This is a genomic window from Pseudomonas chlororaphis (assembly GCF_001921865.1).
Lineage (GTDB): Bacteria > Pseudomonadota > Gammaproteobacteria > Pseudomonadales > Pseudomonadaceae > Aquipseudomonas > Aquipseudomonas chlororaphis_D.
Map to the genome: position 1 here is coordinate 40594 of NZ_MSCT01000013.1, position 14801 is coordinate 55394.

Consider the following 14801-nt stretch of genomic DNA (forward strand, 5'->3'; position numbering starts at 1 on the left):
CCAGCCATGGCCAACAACGGACCCGGGCCAATGCCGCGCGTGTTACGGCCCGTCGCTCCCAATCAGAAGCCCAACCCGCGCCCCACCGAACGCACCGCCGAAACCGAGCAACCCAGCTACGGCGAACAGCTGTGGGCGCAGTATGAGAAGTACGCCAAGGAGCCCACGCCACCGCCCGAAAAGGTCCGGGTGGCACTGCGTATCGGGGTGTTTTTCGATGGCACGGGCAACAATACCGGCAACTCGGCGATGGGGGAGTTGTGTGGGGCCCAGCACCCTATCGAGCCTCAGGACCTCGATGGCAGTTGCAAGCCGTATATGAGGGATCCGGAGAGCAGTTATGGGAATGGGGTGAGTAACATCAAAAGGCTGAGTGATTTGTACTATTACAACCGGAAAATAGAAGGTAGCGAACTGCAAAAGCTTGCCTATCGCTCAATCTACATTGAGGGGATCGGCACACAATCTGGTAAAAAAGACAGCTTGATCACCTCGGGGACAGGGCGTGGCGACACAGGAGTCGCAGGATGCGTGCAGAAAGCATTTGCTGCGGTCAAGCAGCGTATCGGTGAGGTCCTCGAAGATAATCCTGAAATTGAAATCATCTCGTTGACCTTCGACACTTTCGGCTTTAGCCGAGGTGCCGCAGCGGCCCGACATTTCGCCAATGAAGTCGTACGCTGGCTGGGTCCGCTTGAGCTGATTCTGCACGACCACTCCAAGGCCTTGAGCCCACGCTTCAACCGACAGTACGGCAACGATGTTGATATGGGCTTTATCGGCCTGTTCGACACAGTACCGTCGGTTGCCGGCGTGAGTAATCTGGGTAACGTACGCAGCGCCATTGCCCCAGGAATCAAACTGCACCTCGACCGTCGCTACTTTCGCTCGGTGGTGCAACTGGTCGCACGCGACGAGTACCGGGCCAACTTTGCCCTGAGTCGGGTCAAGCCTGACCACTTGGAGATCGCCCTGCCCGGCGCGCATTCGGATATCGGCGGTGGTTATCTGGATGAGGTACAGGAATGTGTGCTGGTCAATCCGATGCAAGCGCTGGAAGTCTCGATCAATACTGACGTGACCCAGACTTCGATTTACCGGGATGCAGTCCAGGCAAGAACACGCTGGCTGGCCAAGGGATGGCCCGCGCAATGGCTGGAAATCGTCACACCGGAGCCGATGCTGTTGCCCCAGAATCCACAGGATCGTCTCGCCCCCCGCAGAAAACGGGTGTATGCCGGCCTACAGCTCAAAAGACCCATGAGCAATAAGCTGGCGGGAGTGTATCTGCGTGTCATGTATGAACTGGCCAGAAAGAACGGTGTGCGCTTCAAGGTGATTGACGAACAGGATCCGGACTACGTCCTCCCGCAAGAGCTGCAAGCCCTCTGTGACAGATTTGTCGCCGGTGACTACAGTACGGCGCCAACTGAGGAAAACATGCTCAAGCTGCGTTATATCCATCTCTCGGCCCACTGGAACCACCCGTTTGGCAAACAAAATGGCGGCAGCCTCAAAGTCGTCTATATCAATGCCCCCACGGCAGATGCCGTGCGTGTGCAACACCCTCACGTACCTGACTGGACGCTTTGGTAATGAGAGTACTCACCGCCCTACTGTGCGCACTGCTGTTGACTGGCTGTCAGGCCAGTGACCCGCTATCCGCAAAAAACGATCCCAAGGATCCCTGGTGGGAGCTTGGCTTTATCGAGCCGTTCTATATGAAGGTTTGGGTCGAAGACAGCGCCGTTGAAGATATCAACGGCAAGCTATTCCGTCGTACTGGGGGCGGTTCCGCAGCAGGTGGTGATATGGGTTACAACAAAGAGTGGGCCAGAGGATGGGGTGGGGGCGGTGGAGGTAGCGGTAAGTCGGTGGTTGGCGCTGACCTGCCCAAGCGTATTTTCGTGCGCTGGCAATCGGTGGTGGAACCGAAAACCTATCGGGCATGGATCGATATCCCGGAAGAAGCCCGGAAAATCATGACCATCTCGACGAACCGACGCTGTCCGGAAACTCCGCACCAGACCGCCCGCTATATGGCATCGGTCTATCTGGGCCTGGCCCCCGGCGGTATCGTGCAAGCCTGGGTCAGGGACGAATGCCATCACCCGATCAAAGTCGCCCGCGCCCAGGCCGAAGTCGAGCCGCTCGGCCCGCACCTGGGCAAATCCAACGGTCACTATTACCCCCTGTCCGAAAACGCCAAACGCTACATAGAGCTATACGGCATCCCCTACGGCAGCTGGTAAGCATGCCATCGTGAACCGCCTGAAAGCCCGCTACGCTTGGGCCTGCCACCCTTGCAATCGCGGAAACAATGAAATTCCGTTTAAGGAATTGATAGCCCCCTAACGAAAGGCGCATGCTAGAGGGCTTGCCTCGCGCTTATATCATTCCGAATGATAGTTAACTTCGGCTCATTCGATTCGTGCGCCCTGCCCCTGCCGAGCATCATCCGCCCATCTCAAATACATTGGCGGATGATCCATGGAACAGTCACTCAAACACTTACGCTTCCCTCTCGCGGTATTGGCCGTGCTGGTGATGAGCGCCTGCGGCAAGGCCCCGGAAACGGCCGCCAACATGCCCGCCGCCAAAGTCAGTGTGGCCAAGGTGATCGAACAGCCGGTCAACGAGTGGGACGAATTCACCGGGCGCCTCGAAGCGCCTGAGACCGTACAGATCCGTCCACGGGTTTCCGGGCAGATCGACCAGGTAGCCTTCACCGAAGGCGCCCTGGTGAAGAAAGGCGACCTGCTGTTCCAGATCGACCCGCGTCCGTTCCAGTCCGAGGTCCGCCGCCTCGAAGCCCAGTTGCAACAAGCCCGCGCCACCGCCACCCGCAGCGAAAACGAAGCCCAGCGCGGCGAACGCCTGCGCACCAGCAACGCCATTTCCGCCGAACTGGCCGACTCGCGCACCACCGCCGCCCAGGAAGCCCGCGCCGGCGTCGCGGCGATCCAGGCCCAGCTGGACCTGGCCCGCCTGAACCTGAGCTTCACCCGGGTCGCCGCGCCGATCAGCGGCCGCGTCAGCCGCGCAGAAATCACCGCCGGCAACCTGGTGACCGCCGACGTCACCCCGCTGACCAGCGTGGTCTCCACCGACAAGGTCTACGCCTACTTCGACGCCGACGAACGTGTGTACCTCAAGTACACCCAGCTTGCCCGCCAAGGCCAACGCGGCCAGACCACCCCGGTCTACCTCGGCCTGTCCAACGAAGACGGCCACCCGCACCTGGGCCAGATGAACTTCGTCGACAACCAGGTCAACCCGCAGACCGGCACCATCCGCGGTCGCGCGGTGTTCGACAACAGCGACGGCAGCTACACCCCCGGCCTCTATGCGCGCCTGAAACTGGTGGGCAGCGGCACCTACTCCGCCGTGCTGATCAACGACGAAGCGGTGGGCACCGACCTGGGCAAGAAATTCGTCCTGGTGATGGCCGCCGACAACAAGCCGGCGTACCGCGCGGTCGAGCTGGGTCCGAAAATCGAAGGCCTGCGTATCGTGCGGACCGGCCTGAGCAAGGACGACACCATCATCGTCAAGGGCCTGCAACGTGCCCGTCCGGGCGCGCCGGTCACCCCCGAAGTGATTCCGATGGCCAGCAAGGAAACCCTCGCCGCCCTGGCGCAACAACGACAAGCCCTGGAAGCCAGCAACCTGCCTCAAGTCGTCCCCGCCAAGGGCACGCCTGAAGCGGCTGCGAAGTTGGCCAGCGCTGCGACCCCACGCGGTTAAGGGAAACGACTCAAGATGAATTTCTCCCAATTCTTCATTTCACGGCCGATCTTCGCAGCGGTGCTGTCGCTGCTGATCCTGATCGCCGGCTCCATCTCACTGTTCCAGCTACCGATCAGCGAATACCCGGAAGTGGTGCCGCCGACCGTGGTGGTGCGCGCCAACTTCCCGGGCGCCAACCCGAAAGTCATCGGCGAAACCGTGGCCGCGCCGCTGGAGCAGGCCATCACCGGCGTCGAGAACATGCTCTACATGTCCTCGCAGTCCACCTCCGACGGCAAGATCACCCTGACCATCACCTTCGCCCTGGGCACCGACCTGGACAACGCGCAGGTGCAGGTGCAGAACCGTGTGACCCGGACCGAGCCCAAGTTGCCGGAAGAAGTGACGCGCATCGGTATCACCGTGGACAAGGCCTCCCCCGACCTGACCATGGTCGTGCACTTGACCTCGCCGGACAAACGCTACGACATGCTCTACCTGTCCAACTACGCGATCCTCAATATCAAGGATGAGCTGGCGCGCCTGGGCGGCGTCGGCGACGTGCAGCTGTTCGGCATGGGCGACTACTCGCTGCGGGTCTGGCTCGATCCGAACAAGACCGCTTCGCGCAACCTGACCGCCACCGACGTGGTCAGCGCAATCCGCGAGCAGAACCGCCAGGTGGCCGCCGGTACCCTGGGCGCGCCTCCCGCGCCGAGCGCCACCAGCTTCCAGATGGCGGTCAATACCCAGGGCCGCCTGGTGACCGAGGAAGAGTTCGAGAACATCATCATCCGCGCCGGCGAGAACGGCGAGATCACCCGCCTCAAGGACATCGCCCGGGTCGAGCTGGGGTCCAACCAGTACGCCCTGCGTTCGTTGCTGAACAACCAGCCGGCGGTGGCGATCCCGATCTTCCAGCGCCCGGGCTCCAACGCCATCCAGATCTCCAACGAAGTACGGGCCAAGATGGCCGAACTGAAGAAGAGCTTCCCCGAAGGCATGGACTTCAGCATCGTCTACGACCCGACCATCTTCGTGCGCGGCTCCATCGAAGCGGTGGTGCACACCCTGTTCGAAGCGCTGGTCCTGGTGGTGCTGGTGGTGATCCTGTTCCTGCAGACCTGGCGCGCCTCGATCATCCCCCTGGTGGCCGTGCCGGTCTCGCTGATCGGGACCTTCGCGGTGATGCATTTGTTCGGTTTCTCGCTCAACGCCCTGTCGCTGTTCGGGCTGGTGCTCGCCATCGGTATCGTGGTGGACGACGCCATCGTGGTGGTGGAGAACGTCGAGCGTAATATCGGCCTCGGCCTGAACCCGGTGGAAGCCACCAAGCGCGCCATGCGCGAAGTGACCGGGCCGATCATCGCCACCGCCCTGGTGCTCTGCGCGGTGTTCGTGCCGGCGGCCTTCATCAGCGGCCTGACCGGGCAGTTCTACAAGCAGTTCGCCCTGACCATCGCGATTTCCACGGTGATCTCGGCCTTCAACTCCCTGACCCTGTCGCCGGCCCTGGCCGCGGTACTGCTCAAGGACCACCACGCGCCGAAGGACCGTTTCTCCCGGCTCCTGGAAAAACTCCTGGGCGGCTGGCTGTTCAAACCGTTCAACCGCTTCTTCGACCGGGCCAGCCACAGCTACGTCGGCACCGTGCGCCGGGTCATCCGCGGCAGCGGCATCGCCCTGTTCCTCTATGCGGGCCTGATGGTCCTGACCTGGCTCGGCTTCGCCCACACGCCGATGGGCTTCGTCCCGGCGCAGGACAAGCAGTACCTGGTGGCCTTCGCCCAACTGCCGGACGCCGCGAGCCTGGACCGCACCGAAGACGTGATCAAGCGCATGTCGGACCTTGCCCTCAAGCAACCCGGCGTGGAAAGCGCGGTGGCCTTCCCCGGCCTGTCGATCAACGGTTTCACCAACAGCCCGAACAACGGCATCGTGTTCGTGACCCTCAAGCCCTTCGACGAGCGCAAGGACCCGAGCATGTCCGCCGGGGCCATCGCCGGTGCGTTGAACGGCAAGTACGCGGATATCCAGGACGCCTACATGGCGATCTTCCCACCGCCGCCGGTACAGGGCCTGGGGACCATTGGCGGCTTCCGCCTGCAAGTCGAGGACCGCGGCGGCATGGGTTACGACGAGCTGTATAAAGAAGTGCAGAACGTCATTGCCAAGAGCCGCAACGTGCCGGAACTGGCCGGGCTGTTCACCAGCTACCAGGTCAACGTGCCCCAGGTCGATGCCGCCATCGACCGGGAAAAGGCCAAGACCCACGGCGTGGCGATCAGCGACATCTTCGACACCCTGCAGATCTACCTGGGCTCGCTGTACGCCAACGACTTCAACCGTTTTGGCCGCACCTACCAGGTCAACGTCCAGGCCGAGCAGCAGTTCCGCCTCGAAGCCGAGCAGATCGGCCAGCTGAAAGTGCGCAACAACAAGGGCGAGATGATCCCGCTGGCGACCTTCATCAAGGTCAGCGACACCGCCGGTCCCGACCGCGTGATGCACTACAACGGCTTCGTCACCGCGGAAATCAACGGCGCGGCCGCACCGGGCTACAGCTCCGGCCAGGCGGAAGCGGCGATCGAGAAACTGCTCAAGGAAGAATTGCCCAACGGCATGACCTACGAATGGACCGAGCTGACCTTCCAGCAGATCCTCGCCGGTAACACCGCGCTGTTCGTCTTCCCGCTCTGCGTGCTGCTGGCGTTCCTGGTGCTGGCCGCGCAATACGAGAGCTGGAGCCTGCCGCTGGCGGTGATCCTGATCGTGCCGATGACCCTGCTGTCGGCCATCACCGGGGTGATCCTGTCCGGTGGCGACAACAACATCTTCACCCAGATCGGCCTGATCGTACTGGTGGGCCTGGCGTGCAAGAACGCGATCCTGATCGTCGAGTTCGCCAAGGACAAACAGGAAGAAGGCCTCGACCCGCTGGCCGCGGTCCTGGAAGCCTGCCGCCTGCGTCTGCGGCCGATCCTGATGACCTCGTTCGCCTTCATCATGGGCGTGGTGCCCCTGGTGTTCTCCAGCGGCGCCGGCGCGGAAATGCGCCATGCCATGGGGGTCGCGGTGTTCTCCGGGATGCTCGGGGTGACCTTCTTCGGCCTGCTGTTGACCCCGGTGTTCTACGTCCTGATCCGCAACTATGTGGAGCGCAGCGAAGCCCGCAAAGCGACCCGCGCCCTGAAACTGGAGCCGCAACAATGAGTCCGAAAGTCTTCCTGCCGAGCTTGCTGGTCCTGGCCCTGAGCGCCTGTGCCGTCGGCCCCGACTACCAGACCCCGGCCACCGAGGCGGCGCACATCGCGGCCGCCACCGACGGCGCCGCGGGCCAGAAGAACTTCGACCGCGCGCGCTTCGAGGGGATCTGGTGGCAGCAGTTCGACGACCCGGTGCTCAACCAGCTGGTGACCCAGTCCCTGCAGGGCAACCGCGAGCTGCGCGTGGCCTTCGCCCGTCTGCGCGCCGCCCGGGCGATTCGCGACGACGCCAGCAACGACGCCATGCCGACCATCACCAGCCGCGCCAGCAGCGATTTGGCCAAGGGCCAGATCCCTGGCCAGACCACCCGCCGGGTCAACAGCGAACGCTACGACCTGGGCCTGGACATGGCCTGGGAAGTGGACCTGTTCGGCCGCATCCAGCGCAACCTGGAAGCCACCGACGCCGACCAGCAGGCCGCCGAGGCCGACCTCTACCAGCTGCAAGTCACCATGATCGCCGAGCTGGTGGACGCCTACGGCCAGCTGCGCGGCGCCCAACTGCGGGAAAAGATCGCCCTGGCCAACCTGGAGAACCAGCAGGAGTCGCGCAAGATCACCGAAAGCCTGCGCGACGCCGGGGTCGGCGACCAGCTCGACGTGGTCCGCGCCGATGCGCGCCTGGCCGCGGTGGAAGCCAGCGTGCCGCAACTGCAAGCCGAACAGGTGCGCCAGCGCAATCGCATCGCCACCCTGCTGGGCGAGCGCCCGGACAAGCTCAGCGTCGACCTGGCGCCGGCGAAATTGCCGGCGATCGCCAAGGCCCTGCCGATCGGCGACCCGGGCGAACTGCTGCAACGGCGCCCGGACATCCTCAGCGCCGAACGCCAGCTGGCCGCCGCCACCGCGCGGATCGGCGTGGCCAAGGCCGACCTGTTCCCGCGGGTCAGCCTCAGCGGTTTCCTCGGCTTCACCGCCGGGCGCGGTTCGCAGATCGGCTCCTCGGCCGCCAATGCCTGGGCCCTGGGCCCGAGCATCACCTGGGCGGCCTTCGACCTGGGTAGCGTGCGGGCCCGCCTGCGCGGCGCCAATGCCAACGCCGACGGCGCCCTGGCGACCTATGAGCAGCAAGTGCTGCTGGCCCTGGAAGAATCGGAAAACGCCTTCAGCGACTACGGCAAGCGCCAGCAACGCCTGATCTCGCTGATTCGCCAGAGCGAGTCGAGCCGCGCCGCGGCCGATCTGGCGGAGATCCGCTACCGCGAAGGCACCGTGGACTTCCTGGTGCTGCTCGACGCTCAGCGCGAACGCCTGGCCGCCGAAGACTCCCAGGCCCAGGCCGAGGTCGACCTGTACCGCGGCATCGTCGCCATCTACAAGGCCCTGGGCGGCGGCTGGCAGCCTGAGACGGTGGCCAGCAAGTAAGGTTTCAACGCGCTCCTTTGGTTGGCCGCAACCAACCAAATCTTTGCCCCGTGTTCTCATTCGGTCGCGGGGCTTTTTTTCGCCCCTGGAAAAGCATCGCGAGCAAGCTCGCTCCTACACGGTCGATGCGGTTCCTGTAGGAGCGAGCTTGCTCACGATAGCGCCCTCACCTGCCCCTTATTCCAGCACCGTCACCGTCGCCGTGGTCCCCGCACGCAGCGTGCCCTTGCCCGGGTAGTCGGGGTCGATGGCTATTCGCACCGGCACCCGCTGCGCCAGCTTGACCCAGGTGTAGCTGGGGTTGATGTTGGCCAGCAGGCGGTTGCCCTGGGAGTTCTCGCGGTCGGTAATGGCAAAGGCGATGCTCTGCACCTTGCCGCCGAAGGTCTCGCCGCTCATCAGCTGGATGCGTACCGCGCTGCCCTCGCCGATCCGCGGCAGCTTGGTTTCCTCGAAGTAACCGCTGACATAGAAGGAATCGCTGTCTACCAGCGCCAGCAAGGCGCCGCCGGCGGTGGCGTAGTCGCCCTCGCGGGTCTGCAGGTTGGTCACGTAGCCGCTGACGGGGGCCTCGACCCGGGTGCGCTGCAAGTCCAGCTCGGCCTGGGTCAGCGCCGCCTGCGCCAGCTGCACGTTGGCCTGGGCCAGGCCGAGGTTGGCCTGGTTGCGCAACAGGTCGGCCTGGGCCACCGCCACATCGGTGCTGGACTTCTCCCACTCCTCGCCGGAAATCGCGAAGCCCTGCTTCAGGGTCCGGCGCCGGCGCTCCTCGCTTTGCCGCTGCTTGAGTAGCGCGGTGCTGGAGGTGATCGCCGCCTCGGACTGGCCCAGGCTGGCCCGGGCCACCTCCACCGAGCGCCGGGCATGCTCCACGGCCAGGGCATAGCGCGCCGGGTCGATCTCCAGCAGCAACTGGCCCTTGTCCACGTGCTGGTTGTCCTGCACCCGCAGGCTGACCAGGCGCCCGGCGACGTCCGCCGACAGGGTCACGACGTCGGCGCGCACCCGCGCATCGCGGGTCCAGGGCGCGCGGGTGTAATGCTCCCAGGCGAACCAGCCGAGCACGAGCGCCAGCAACACGGCCACCAGGGTGATCGAACGGGCCAGGGTGTTTTTCAGGTTCATAGGCTTCCCATCAGCAAAATCACAGTGGCGCAGACGCAGGCGTACAACGCCCCTTCGAACAACGCTTCGTGCCAGACGAAACGCAACACGCCGAGGCGCCGCAGCCCCCAGTCGAGCAGCAGGAAAATCGGCAAGGCCAGCAACAAGGCCTGGGCAATGGGCGGCAGGTAGACGCCGCCGACCTCGAAATCAATGGGCAAGGGCCGGTTCTCCTGTTTCCGTGGGTTGCAACAAAGGGCTGTAGCGCTCGAGGAACGCGCCGACGATCAGCAGCGAGACGCGCATGCGAAACACCGACCACAGCTGTTCGCGCGCCTGGGGCCGCTCGTCGCCGTGCAACTGGTCCAGGTGGTCGCCCAGCTCCCGCAGCCGCGCCAGTAACGCCTCCACGTCCAGACCCGGGCGGCCCGCCACATAGCGGCCGACGCGGCGCAGCAACTGCTGCAGATCGGCATTGGCCGCGCTGTCCAGCCAGGGGTTGTCCAGGCTCTGCTGCTTGAGCTGGTGCATCGCCACGCCGAGGGTCATGCAGGCCAGGCTGGTTTCGAAGCGCTCGGCGGACGCCCGGTCGCCGGCGGCGGGCAACAACCCGATCATCTGGGTCAGGCGGTCGACCATGCGGCTCTCGAAGACGAACTGCTCCTCGTCGCCGGCCGTGGTTTTCTGCAAGGCATACACCTGCTCGCGGGTGTCGCGGAACAGCCGGCGAATGCGCAGCACCGGGTTGAACGGAAAGATGAAGGCGTACACCAGCAACGACAGCACCCCGCCGCTGACATAGGCCCCGGCGAACTCGAACCACTGGATCGCGCTGTTCTGCCAGGCGCCGATGTTCTGCGGGCCGATCATCAGCAGGCTCGACAGCCCCAGGCCCATGCCGATACCGGCGGTCATCGGGCTGGCCAGGCCCACCGCGACCATGTACAGCAGCGGCACCAGCAGCAGCGCCAGCCACTCGAAGTCGCCGATCAGCGGCACCAGGGCGAAGACATAGACCGCCGAGATCGCCAACGCCAGGGCCTGGCCGCGCATATAGCTCTGCGCCGCCAGCAGCGGCCGCGGAAAGGTCGCCATCAGCGAACAGAGAATGCCCACCAGGACCATGCTCGAGCGCGCGCCGTCCCAGGCGGTCTCGATCCAGATCAGCCCGGCGACCATCAGCGCGGTAAAGGCCCGCAGCGCATTCATCGCCGCCAGCGGCCAGTCCAGGTGCAGCGGGTTGGCCCGCCCCTGGCGGTACAGGCAACTGGCCTGGCGCCCGTCCTGGATCGCGTCGCTGAACTCCAGGATGTCTTCGAGCTGCTTGAGCATCCGCGCCTGCTCCCAGCGCAAGGCCCAGGCCAGGGAACGCAAGGTGGCCGGCAAGGCCTCGGCGCTCTGCTCGGCGCGCCGGGCCTGCTCGTCGAAGCGCTGCTGCAACTGGCCGAACTGCTGGCGGGACGCCGCCGGCAGCGCCCGCCCGTGCAGCGCCAGCTCGTCGAGAAACGCCAGCTCGTCGGCGCGCAGTTGCTGGATCGCCTCCGGCAGCTCGCCGACCCAGCGCGCGCGGAGCAGCTCGCGCTGGTGGCGCAATACGGTCAGGCGCGAGGTCAACAGCACCAACTGGTTGCCCAGCAGTTGCACCAGGCCGTCGGCGCTGCGCAGGCGCGGCGCGTCGAAATACAGGTGCCGGCGCAAACCTTCCAGGGCGCCGATCTCGCCCAGCAACTGCATTTGCCGTTTATGGAAGTCGGCCTCGCTCTCGTCGGTGCGAATCGCCGCCGCGGCATGGGTAGCGAGCAACTTGAGCACCTGGTCGATCTTGGCGAAATAGCCATGGGCCACGGCCTCGGGACGCGCCGTGAGCAGGCTGACCACGCAGACGCAGGCCACCGCCAGCAGGGTTTCGGTGACCCGGGTGATGGCCAGCATCAGGGTATTGCCCTGGTCGGGGATCGCCAGCATCGCCACCACCACCGCGGTGTAGCCGCTGAGCACGAACGCCTGGGAACTGGTGTAGCGCAACAGCGTGCCGCCGGCGGTGCACAGCGCCAGCCAGAGCCCAAGGGTGACCAGGAACGGCAGCGGCGCCTGGGGAAAGATCGCCATGATCAGCACCGCCACCGCCGCCCCCAGGGTGGTCCCCAGCACCTGGCCGAAACTGCGGGCCAGGGCCATGCCGGCCAGAGGCTGGCTGACGATGATCACCGCCATCAGCGACCACTTGGGCTGGTCCAGGTCGAAAATGAACGCCAGGTACAGCGTCAGCAGCCCCGCGGCGATGGTGCGCAAGGCGAAGCGCAGCACGGCGGCTCCCGGGTCGAGCACGATCCTGAAGTAGTTGATCAGTGGCTGCATGAATGGATTCTGGACAAAAGCGCACCTGCGGCTAGCGTAGTCAATCTGCGGCCGGGAAAGCATATCGCCCTGGCACTCCCGGCAGGAAGGCAATCATGCCCGAACCGTTGATCGACCGCCTCAATCACTTCGTCAAGCAGACCGATTGGACAACCCGGGCCCAGGCTTCTAGCCTTGCCGCGCCGCGAAAAACCTGAGCCGTGCCCACCGATGATCGTCCGCCCCAAGCCGAACCTGCTCGGCATCCTGTTTTCCCTCAAGGGTTCGATCGCCAAGCGCATCGCCCTGCGCAGCCTGCTGGTGACCCTGCTGGCGTCGGTGATCGTGCTGGTGGAGACCTGGCACCCGGCGTACTTCTCCAAGGTCAACGCCACGCCCTTCACCTTGCTGGGGCTGTCGCTGTCGATCTTCATGAGCTTTCGCAACAACGCCTGCTACGACCGCTGGTGGGAAGGCCGCCGGCAACTGGGGCAGATGATCGTCGAGGTGCGCTCGCTGATTCGCCAGAGCCTGATCATCCACGACCCCGCCGAGCGCGCCAGCCTGCTGCGCGGGCTCTGCGGTTTCGCCCACGGTCTGGTGGCCCGCCTGCGCCGCGAGGACGAAGCCGAAGCCGCCCGGCCCTGGGTCGACCGGGCCATCGACCGCGACCACCCGAACATCAGCGACAGCCTGTTGCAGGACCTGGGCCGACGCTGCTCCGCGCTGGCCGAACAAGGGCAGATCAGCGACTGGCGCTACACCCAGCTGGAAACCCGCCTGGTCAGCCTGAGCCAGGTCCAGGCCAGTTGCGAGCGCATCAAGAGCACGCCGCTGCCCTTCCCCTACACCTTGCTGCTGCACCGTACCATCTACCTGTTCTGCATCCTCCTGCCGTTTGCCATGGCCGAGCCGCTGGGCTGGCTGACGCCGCTGTTCACCGCCATCGTCAGCTATACCTTTTTCGGCCTGGACGAAATCGGCGACGACCTGGAAGACCCGTTCGGCTTCGACGAAAACGACCTGCCGTGCGATGCCATCCTGCGCACCCTGGAGCGCGAAGTGCTGGCGGCCCTCGGCCAGCGCGAGCTGCCGCCGGCCCTGGAGCCCGTCGATTACGTGCTGACCTGAGCCGGACCGCCACCGGCGTTTGACTCCGAAGGGAACCTGACCGAAGCTTGCGCCTTCGCAAAGTCGACCCGCCATGGATGCCTGCATGACCAAGCCCCGCCGCAACCTGCTGATCTGCCTGCTCGCCGTCGTGGCCCTGGGCCTGGCCTGGCAGTTCCTGCGCAGCACCCCGCCGGTGGTGCCGGACGCGATCAAGCACGGTTACGGCAAGGCCCTGGAACAGGCGCGCAACGGCCAGCCGGGGGCGGCGCGGGTGCTCTACCAGCAACTGGCGCGGCCCGACCTGTCGGACAGCCGGCGCATCCGCCTGCTGGCCGAATTGCCCAACTACCCCAGCCCGCAGGCCTTGAAACTGGTCGACGCCGATCTGCACCACGCCTCGCCCGAGGTGCGCCAGGCGGCCATTCAGAGCGTGCTCGGCCTGGTCCAGGCGGGCCAGCGCAGCCTACTGATCGGCCCGCTGCTGGACGACGACGAACAAAGCGTGCGCTTTGCCGCCGTCACCGCCCTGCTTGGCCTGACGCCGGATGAGCAAGGCCTGTATTTCGGCCCGCTGCAACAAGTGATCGACGAGTACACCCAGGTGCTCAAGGCCCAGCCGCAGAACGTCGAGGCGCAGTATCAACTGGCGCGCCTCTACCTGCACAACGCCAACCTGGCCAAGGCCCAGCAGACGCTGGAACAGGCCCTGGCCCTGCAACCGGACAACCTGCAAGCGGTGATCCTGCAACTGGAGGTCCTCGACCGCCAGGGCCAGAGCGAGGCCGCCCGCCAGTTGCTGGCCAAGCAACTGCAGGCGCAACAGGACTCCGCCTACCTGCAACACGCCCTGGGCATGTGGCTGCTGCACCACGACCAGGGCGAGTTCGCCCTGCTCGGCCTGTCCCGCGCAGTGGAGCTGGAACCGAACAACGCCGACTACCGCTACGACCTGGCCACCACCCTGCACAGCGAAGAAGAGCTGGCGGCGGCGCAGAAACAACTCGAGGAAATCGTCCAGCGCCAACCCGCCAACCGCAAGGCGCGGGTGCTGCTGATCAATTACTGGAAGGAAAGCGGCCAGTTGCAGAACGTGCAGATCCTCCTGGCCCAGTTGGAACAACAGAACCCCGACGACCCGGCCCTGCAACAGGGTCTGTAACCGCCGTTGCTCCTGAAAATGCGTGTCGTCTGATCCGCCCCTTGCTGCCGCTGGTGCCGGACCCGCTGGAATAGCTGACACCCGACCCGTAGCCGCTGCCAAGCCCCAGCGAGGCTGCGTACGGTCGCGCAGCGGCCGCAACGTTCTGCCGGATAAACCCTGTACTCAGGTATGGCGAGGACTCCGTCCTCGAGCGCAGCCTCGTTGCGCTCGACAGCGGCTACAGAGGTTGCCGGTCTGCCCCGGCTCATGCCCAAACCCTGTAGCCGCTGCCGCAGGCTGCGTACGACTGCGCAGCAGGCGCTATCGGGTCATCAGGCCAGCAGGCGCTGGATCTGTTCTTGCAGGCTGTCGAGGTCGAAGGGTTTGGCCAGGATCGGCGCGCTCCGGGCGATCGGGCTGCCGGACTCGAGGATTTCGGTGGGGTAGCCGCTGATGAAGATCACCTTGAGGTCCGGACGCAGCTTCACCGCAGGTTCGGCGATCATGACCCCGGTGATCCCGCCGGGCAGCCGGTAGTCGGTGATCATCACGTCCAGGTGCGGTTTGCTGGCGAGGATCTCGAACGCCTGCTCGCCGTTTTCCGCTTGCAATACCCGGTAACCCAGGCCCGACAGGTAGTCGGCGAGCAACATCAGGATCACCGGTTCATCTTCGACGATCAGTACGACGTCTTGTGCATCTTCACTCATGAGAAGCCTTTGTTCGGTCAATAGCTGCTGATACGA

Annotated in this window: 11 protein-coding genes; 7 read left to right on the forward strand and 4 right to left on the reverse strand. The window is 64.9% G+C overall.

The window, feature by feature from the left end; translation table 11 throughout:
* Positions 1 to 6: 6 nt before the first annotated feature.
* The 5 genes from BTN82_RS16070 (at position 7) to BTN82_RS16090 (ending at position 8360) form a co-directional block, all read left to right on the forward strand.
* Positions 7 to 1596, forward strand: coding sequence for a T6SS phospholipase effector Tle1-like catalytic domain-containing protein (locus BTN82_RS16070; protein ID WP_075120109.1), 1590 nt, complete (start codon positions 7 to 9; stop codon positions 1594 to 1596).
* The gene (locus BTN82_RS16075) at positions 1596 to 2252 is read left to right on the forward strand and encodes a DUF2931 family protein (RefSeq protein ID WP_075120110.1); all 657 of its coding nucleotides are present in this window, start codon (positions 1596 to 1598) and stop codon (positions 2250 to 2252) included. The genes BTN82_RS16070 and BTN82_RS16075 overlap by 1 nt, the downstream gene beginning before the upstream one ends.
* Before the next feature lie 238 nt (positions 2253 to 2490).
* The gene (gene mexE, locus BTN82_RS16080; RefSeq protein ID WP_075120111.1) at positions 2491 to 3747 is read left to right on the forward strand and encodes a multidrug efflux RND transporter periplasmic adaptor subunit MexE; all 1257 of its coding nucleotides are present in this window, start codon (positions 2491 to 2493) and stop codon (positions 3745 to 3747) included.
* A gap of 15 nt (positions 3748 to 3762) precedes the next feature.
* Positions 3763 to 6942: an efflux RND transporter permease subunit gene (locus tag BTN82_RS16085; protein WP_075120112.1), complete on the forward strand. Its 3180-nt coding sequence runs from the start codon at positions 3763 to 3765 to the stop codon at positions 6940 to 6942.
* Positions 6939 to 8360: an efflux transporter outer membrane subunit gene (locus tag BTN82_RS16090; RefSeq protein ID WP_075120113.1), complete on the forward strand. Its 1422-nt coding sequence runs from the start codon at positions 6939 to 6941 to the stop codon at positions 8358 to 8360. The genes BTN82_RS16085 and BTN82_RS16090 overlap by 4 nt, the downstream gene beginning before the upstream one ends.
* Positions 8361 to 8537: 177 nt before the next feature.
* Here the strand turns inward: BTN82_RS16090 and BTN82_RS16095 are convergent, their stop codons facing one another.
* From BTN82_RS16095 to BTN82_RS16105, 3 genes are read right to left on the reverse strand one after another with little or no spacing between them, the layout of a single operon-like run.
* On the reverse strand, positions 8538 to 9485 hold the full coding sequence (locus BTN82_RS16095; RefSeq protein ID WP_075120114.1) for an HlyD family secretion protein: 948 nt from the start codon (positions 9483 to 9485) through the stop codon (positions 8538 to 8540).
* Positions 9482 to 9685, reverse strand: coding sequence for a DUF1656 domain-containing protein (locus BTN82_RS16100; RefSeq protein ID WP_075120115.1), 204 nt, complete (start codon positions 9683 to 9685; stop codon positions 9482 to 9484). The genes BTN82_RS16095 and BTN82_RS16100 overlap by 4 nt, the downstream gene beginning before the upstream one ends.
* Positions 9675 to 11822, reverse strand: a complete 2148-nt coding sequence (locus BTN82_RS16105) for an FUSC family protein (protein WP_075120116.1) — start codon at positions 11820 to 11822, stop codon at positions 9675 to 9677. The genes BTN82_RS16100 and BTN82_RS16105 overlap by 11 nt, the downstream gene beginning before the upstream one ends.
* A gap of 210 nt (positions 11823 to 12032) precedes the next feature.
* On the opposite strand from BTN82_RS16105, the gene BTN82_RS16110 reads away from it, so the two are divergent.
* Both BTN82_RS16110 and BTN82_RS16115 read left to right on the forward strand, forming a co-directional pair.
* Entirely contained in the window at positions 12033 to 12932 is a 900-nt protein-coding gene (locus BTN82_RS16110) for a bestrophin family protein (RefSeq protein ID WP_075120117.1), read from the forward strand.
* A gap of 85 nt (positions 12933 to 13017) precedes the next feature.
* Positions 13018 to 14073 carry a tetratricopeptide repeat protein gene (locus tag BTN82_RS16115; protein WP_075120118.1) on the forward strand — a complete coding sequence of 352 codons (1056 nt, stop codon included), beginning with the start codon at positions 13018 to 13020 and terminating at the stop codon, positions 14071 to 14073.
* A gap of 314 nt (positions 14074 to 14387) precedes the next feature.
* Here BTN82_RS16115 and BTN82_RS16120 read toward each other — a convergent pair whose 3' ends face one another.
* Positions 14388 to 14765, reverse strand: a complete 378-nt coding sequence (locus tag BTN82_RS16120) for a response regulator (protein ID WP_007924849.1) — start codon at positions 14763 to 14765, stop codon at positions 14388 to 14390.
* Positions 14766 to 14801 lie beyond the last annotated feature (36 nt).

What these genes read in the sequence shown, in the direction of transcription:
- BTN82_RS16090 (WP_075120113.1), top strand. Translation starts at nt 6,939, where the DNA reads ATGAGTCCGAAAGTCTTCCTGCCGAGCTTGCTGGTCCTGGCCCTGAGC.
- BTN82_RS16115 (WP_075120118.1), top strand. Translation starts at nt 13,018, where the DNA reads ATGACCAAGCCCCGCCGCAACCTGCTGATCTGCCTGCTCGCCGTCGTG.
- BTN82_RS16105 (WP_075120116.1), bottom strand. Translation starts at nt 11,822, where the DNA reads ATGCAGCCACTGATCAACTACTTCAGGATCGTGCTCGACCCGGGAGCC.
- BTN82_RS16110 (WP_075120117.1), top strand. Translation starts at nt 12,033, where the DNA reads ATGATCGTCCGCCCCAAGCCGAACCTGCTCGGCATCCTGTTTTCCCTC.
- BTN82_RS16095 (WP_075120114.1), bottom strand. Translation starts at nt 9,485, where the DNA reads ATGAACCTGAAAAACACCCTGGCCCGTTCGATCACCCTGGTGGCCGTG.
- mexE (WP_075120111.1), top strand. Translation starts at nt 2,491, where the DNA reads ATGGAACAGTCACTCAAACACTTACGCTTCCCTCTCGCGGTATTGGCC.
- BTN82_RS16075 (WP_075120110.1), top strand. Translation starts at nt 1,596, where the DNA reads ATGAGAGTACTCACCGCCCTACTGTGCGCACTGCTGTTGACTGGCTGT.
- BTN82_RS16085 (WP_075120112.1), top strand. Translation starts at nt 3,763, where the DNA reads ATGAATTTCTCCCAATTCTTCATTTCACGGCCGATCTTCGCAGCGGTG.
- BTN82_RS16120 (WP_007924849.1), bottom strand. Translation starts at nt 14,765, where the DNA reads ATGAGTGAAGATGCACAAGACGTCGTACTGATCGTCGAAGATGAACCG.
- BTN82_RS16070 (WP_075120109.1), top strand. Translation starts at nt 7, where the DNA reads ATGGCCAACAACGGACCCGGGCCAATGCCGCGCGTGTTACGGCCCGTC.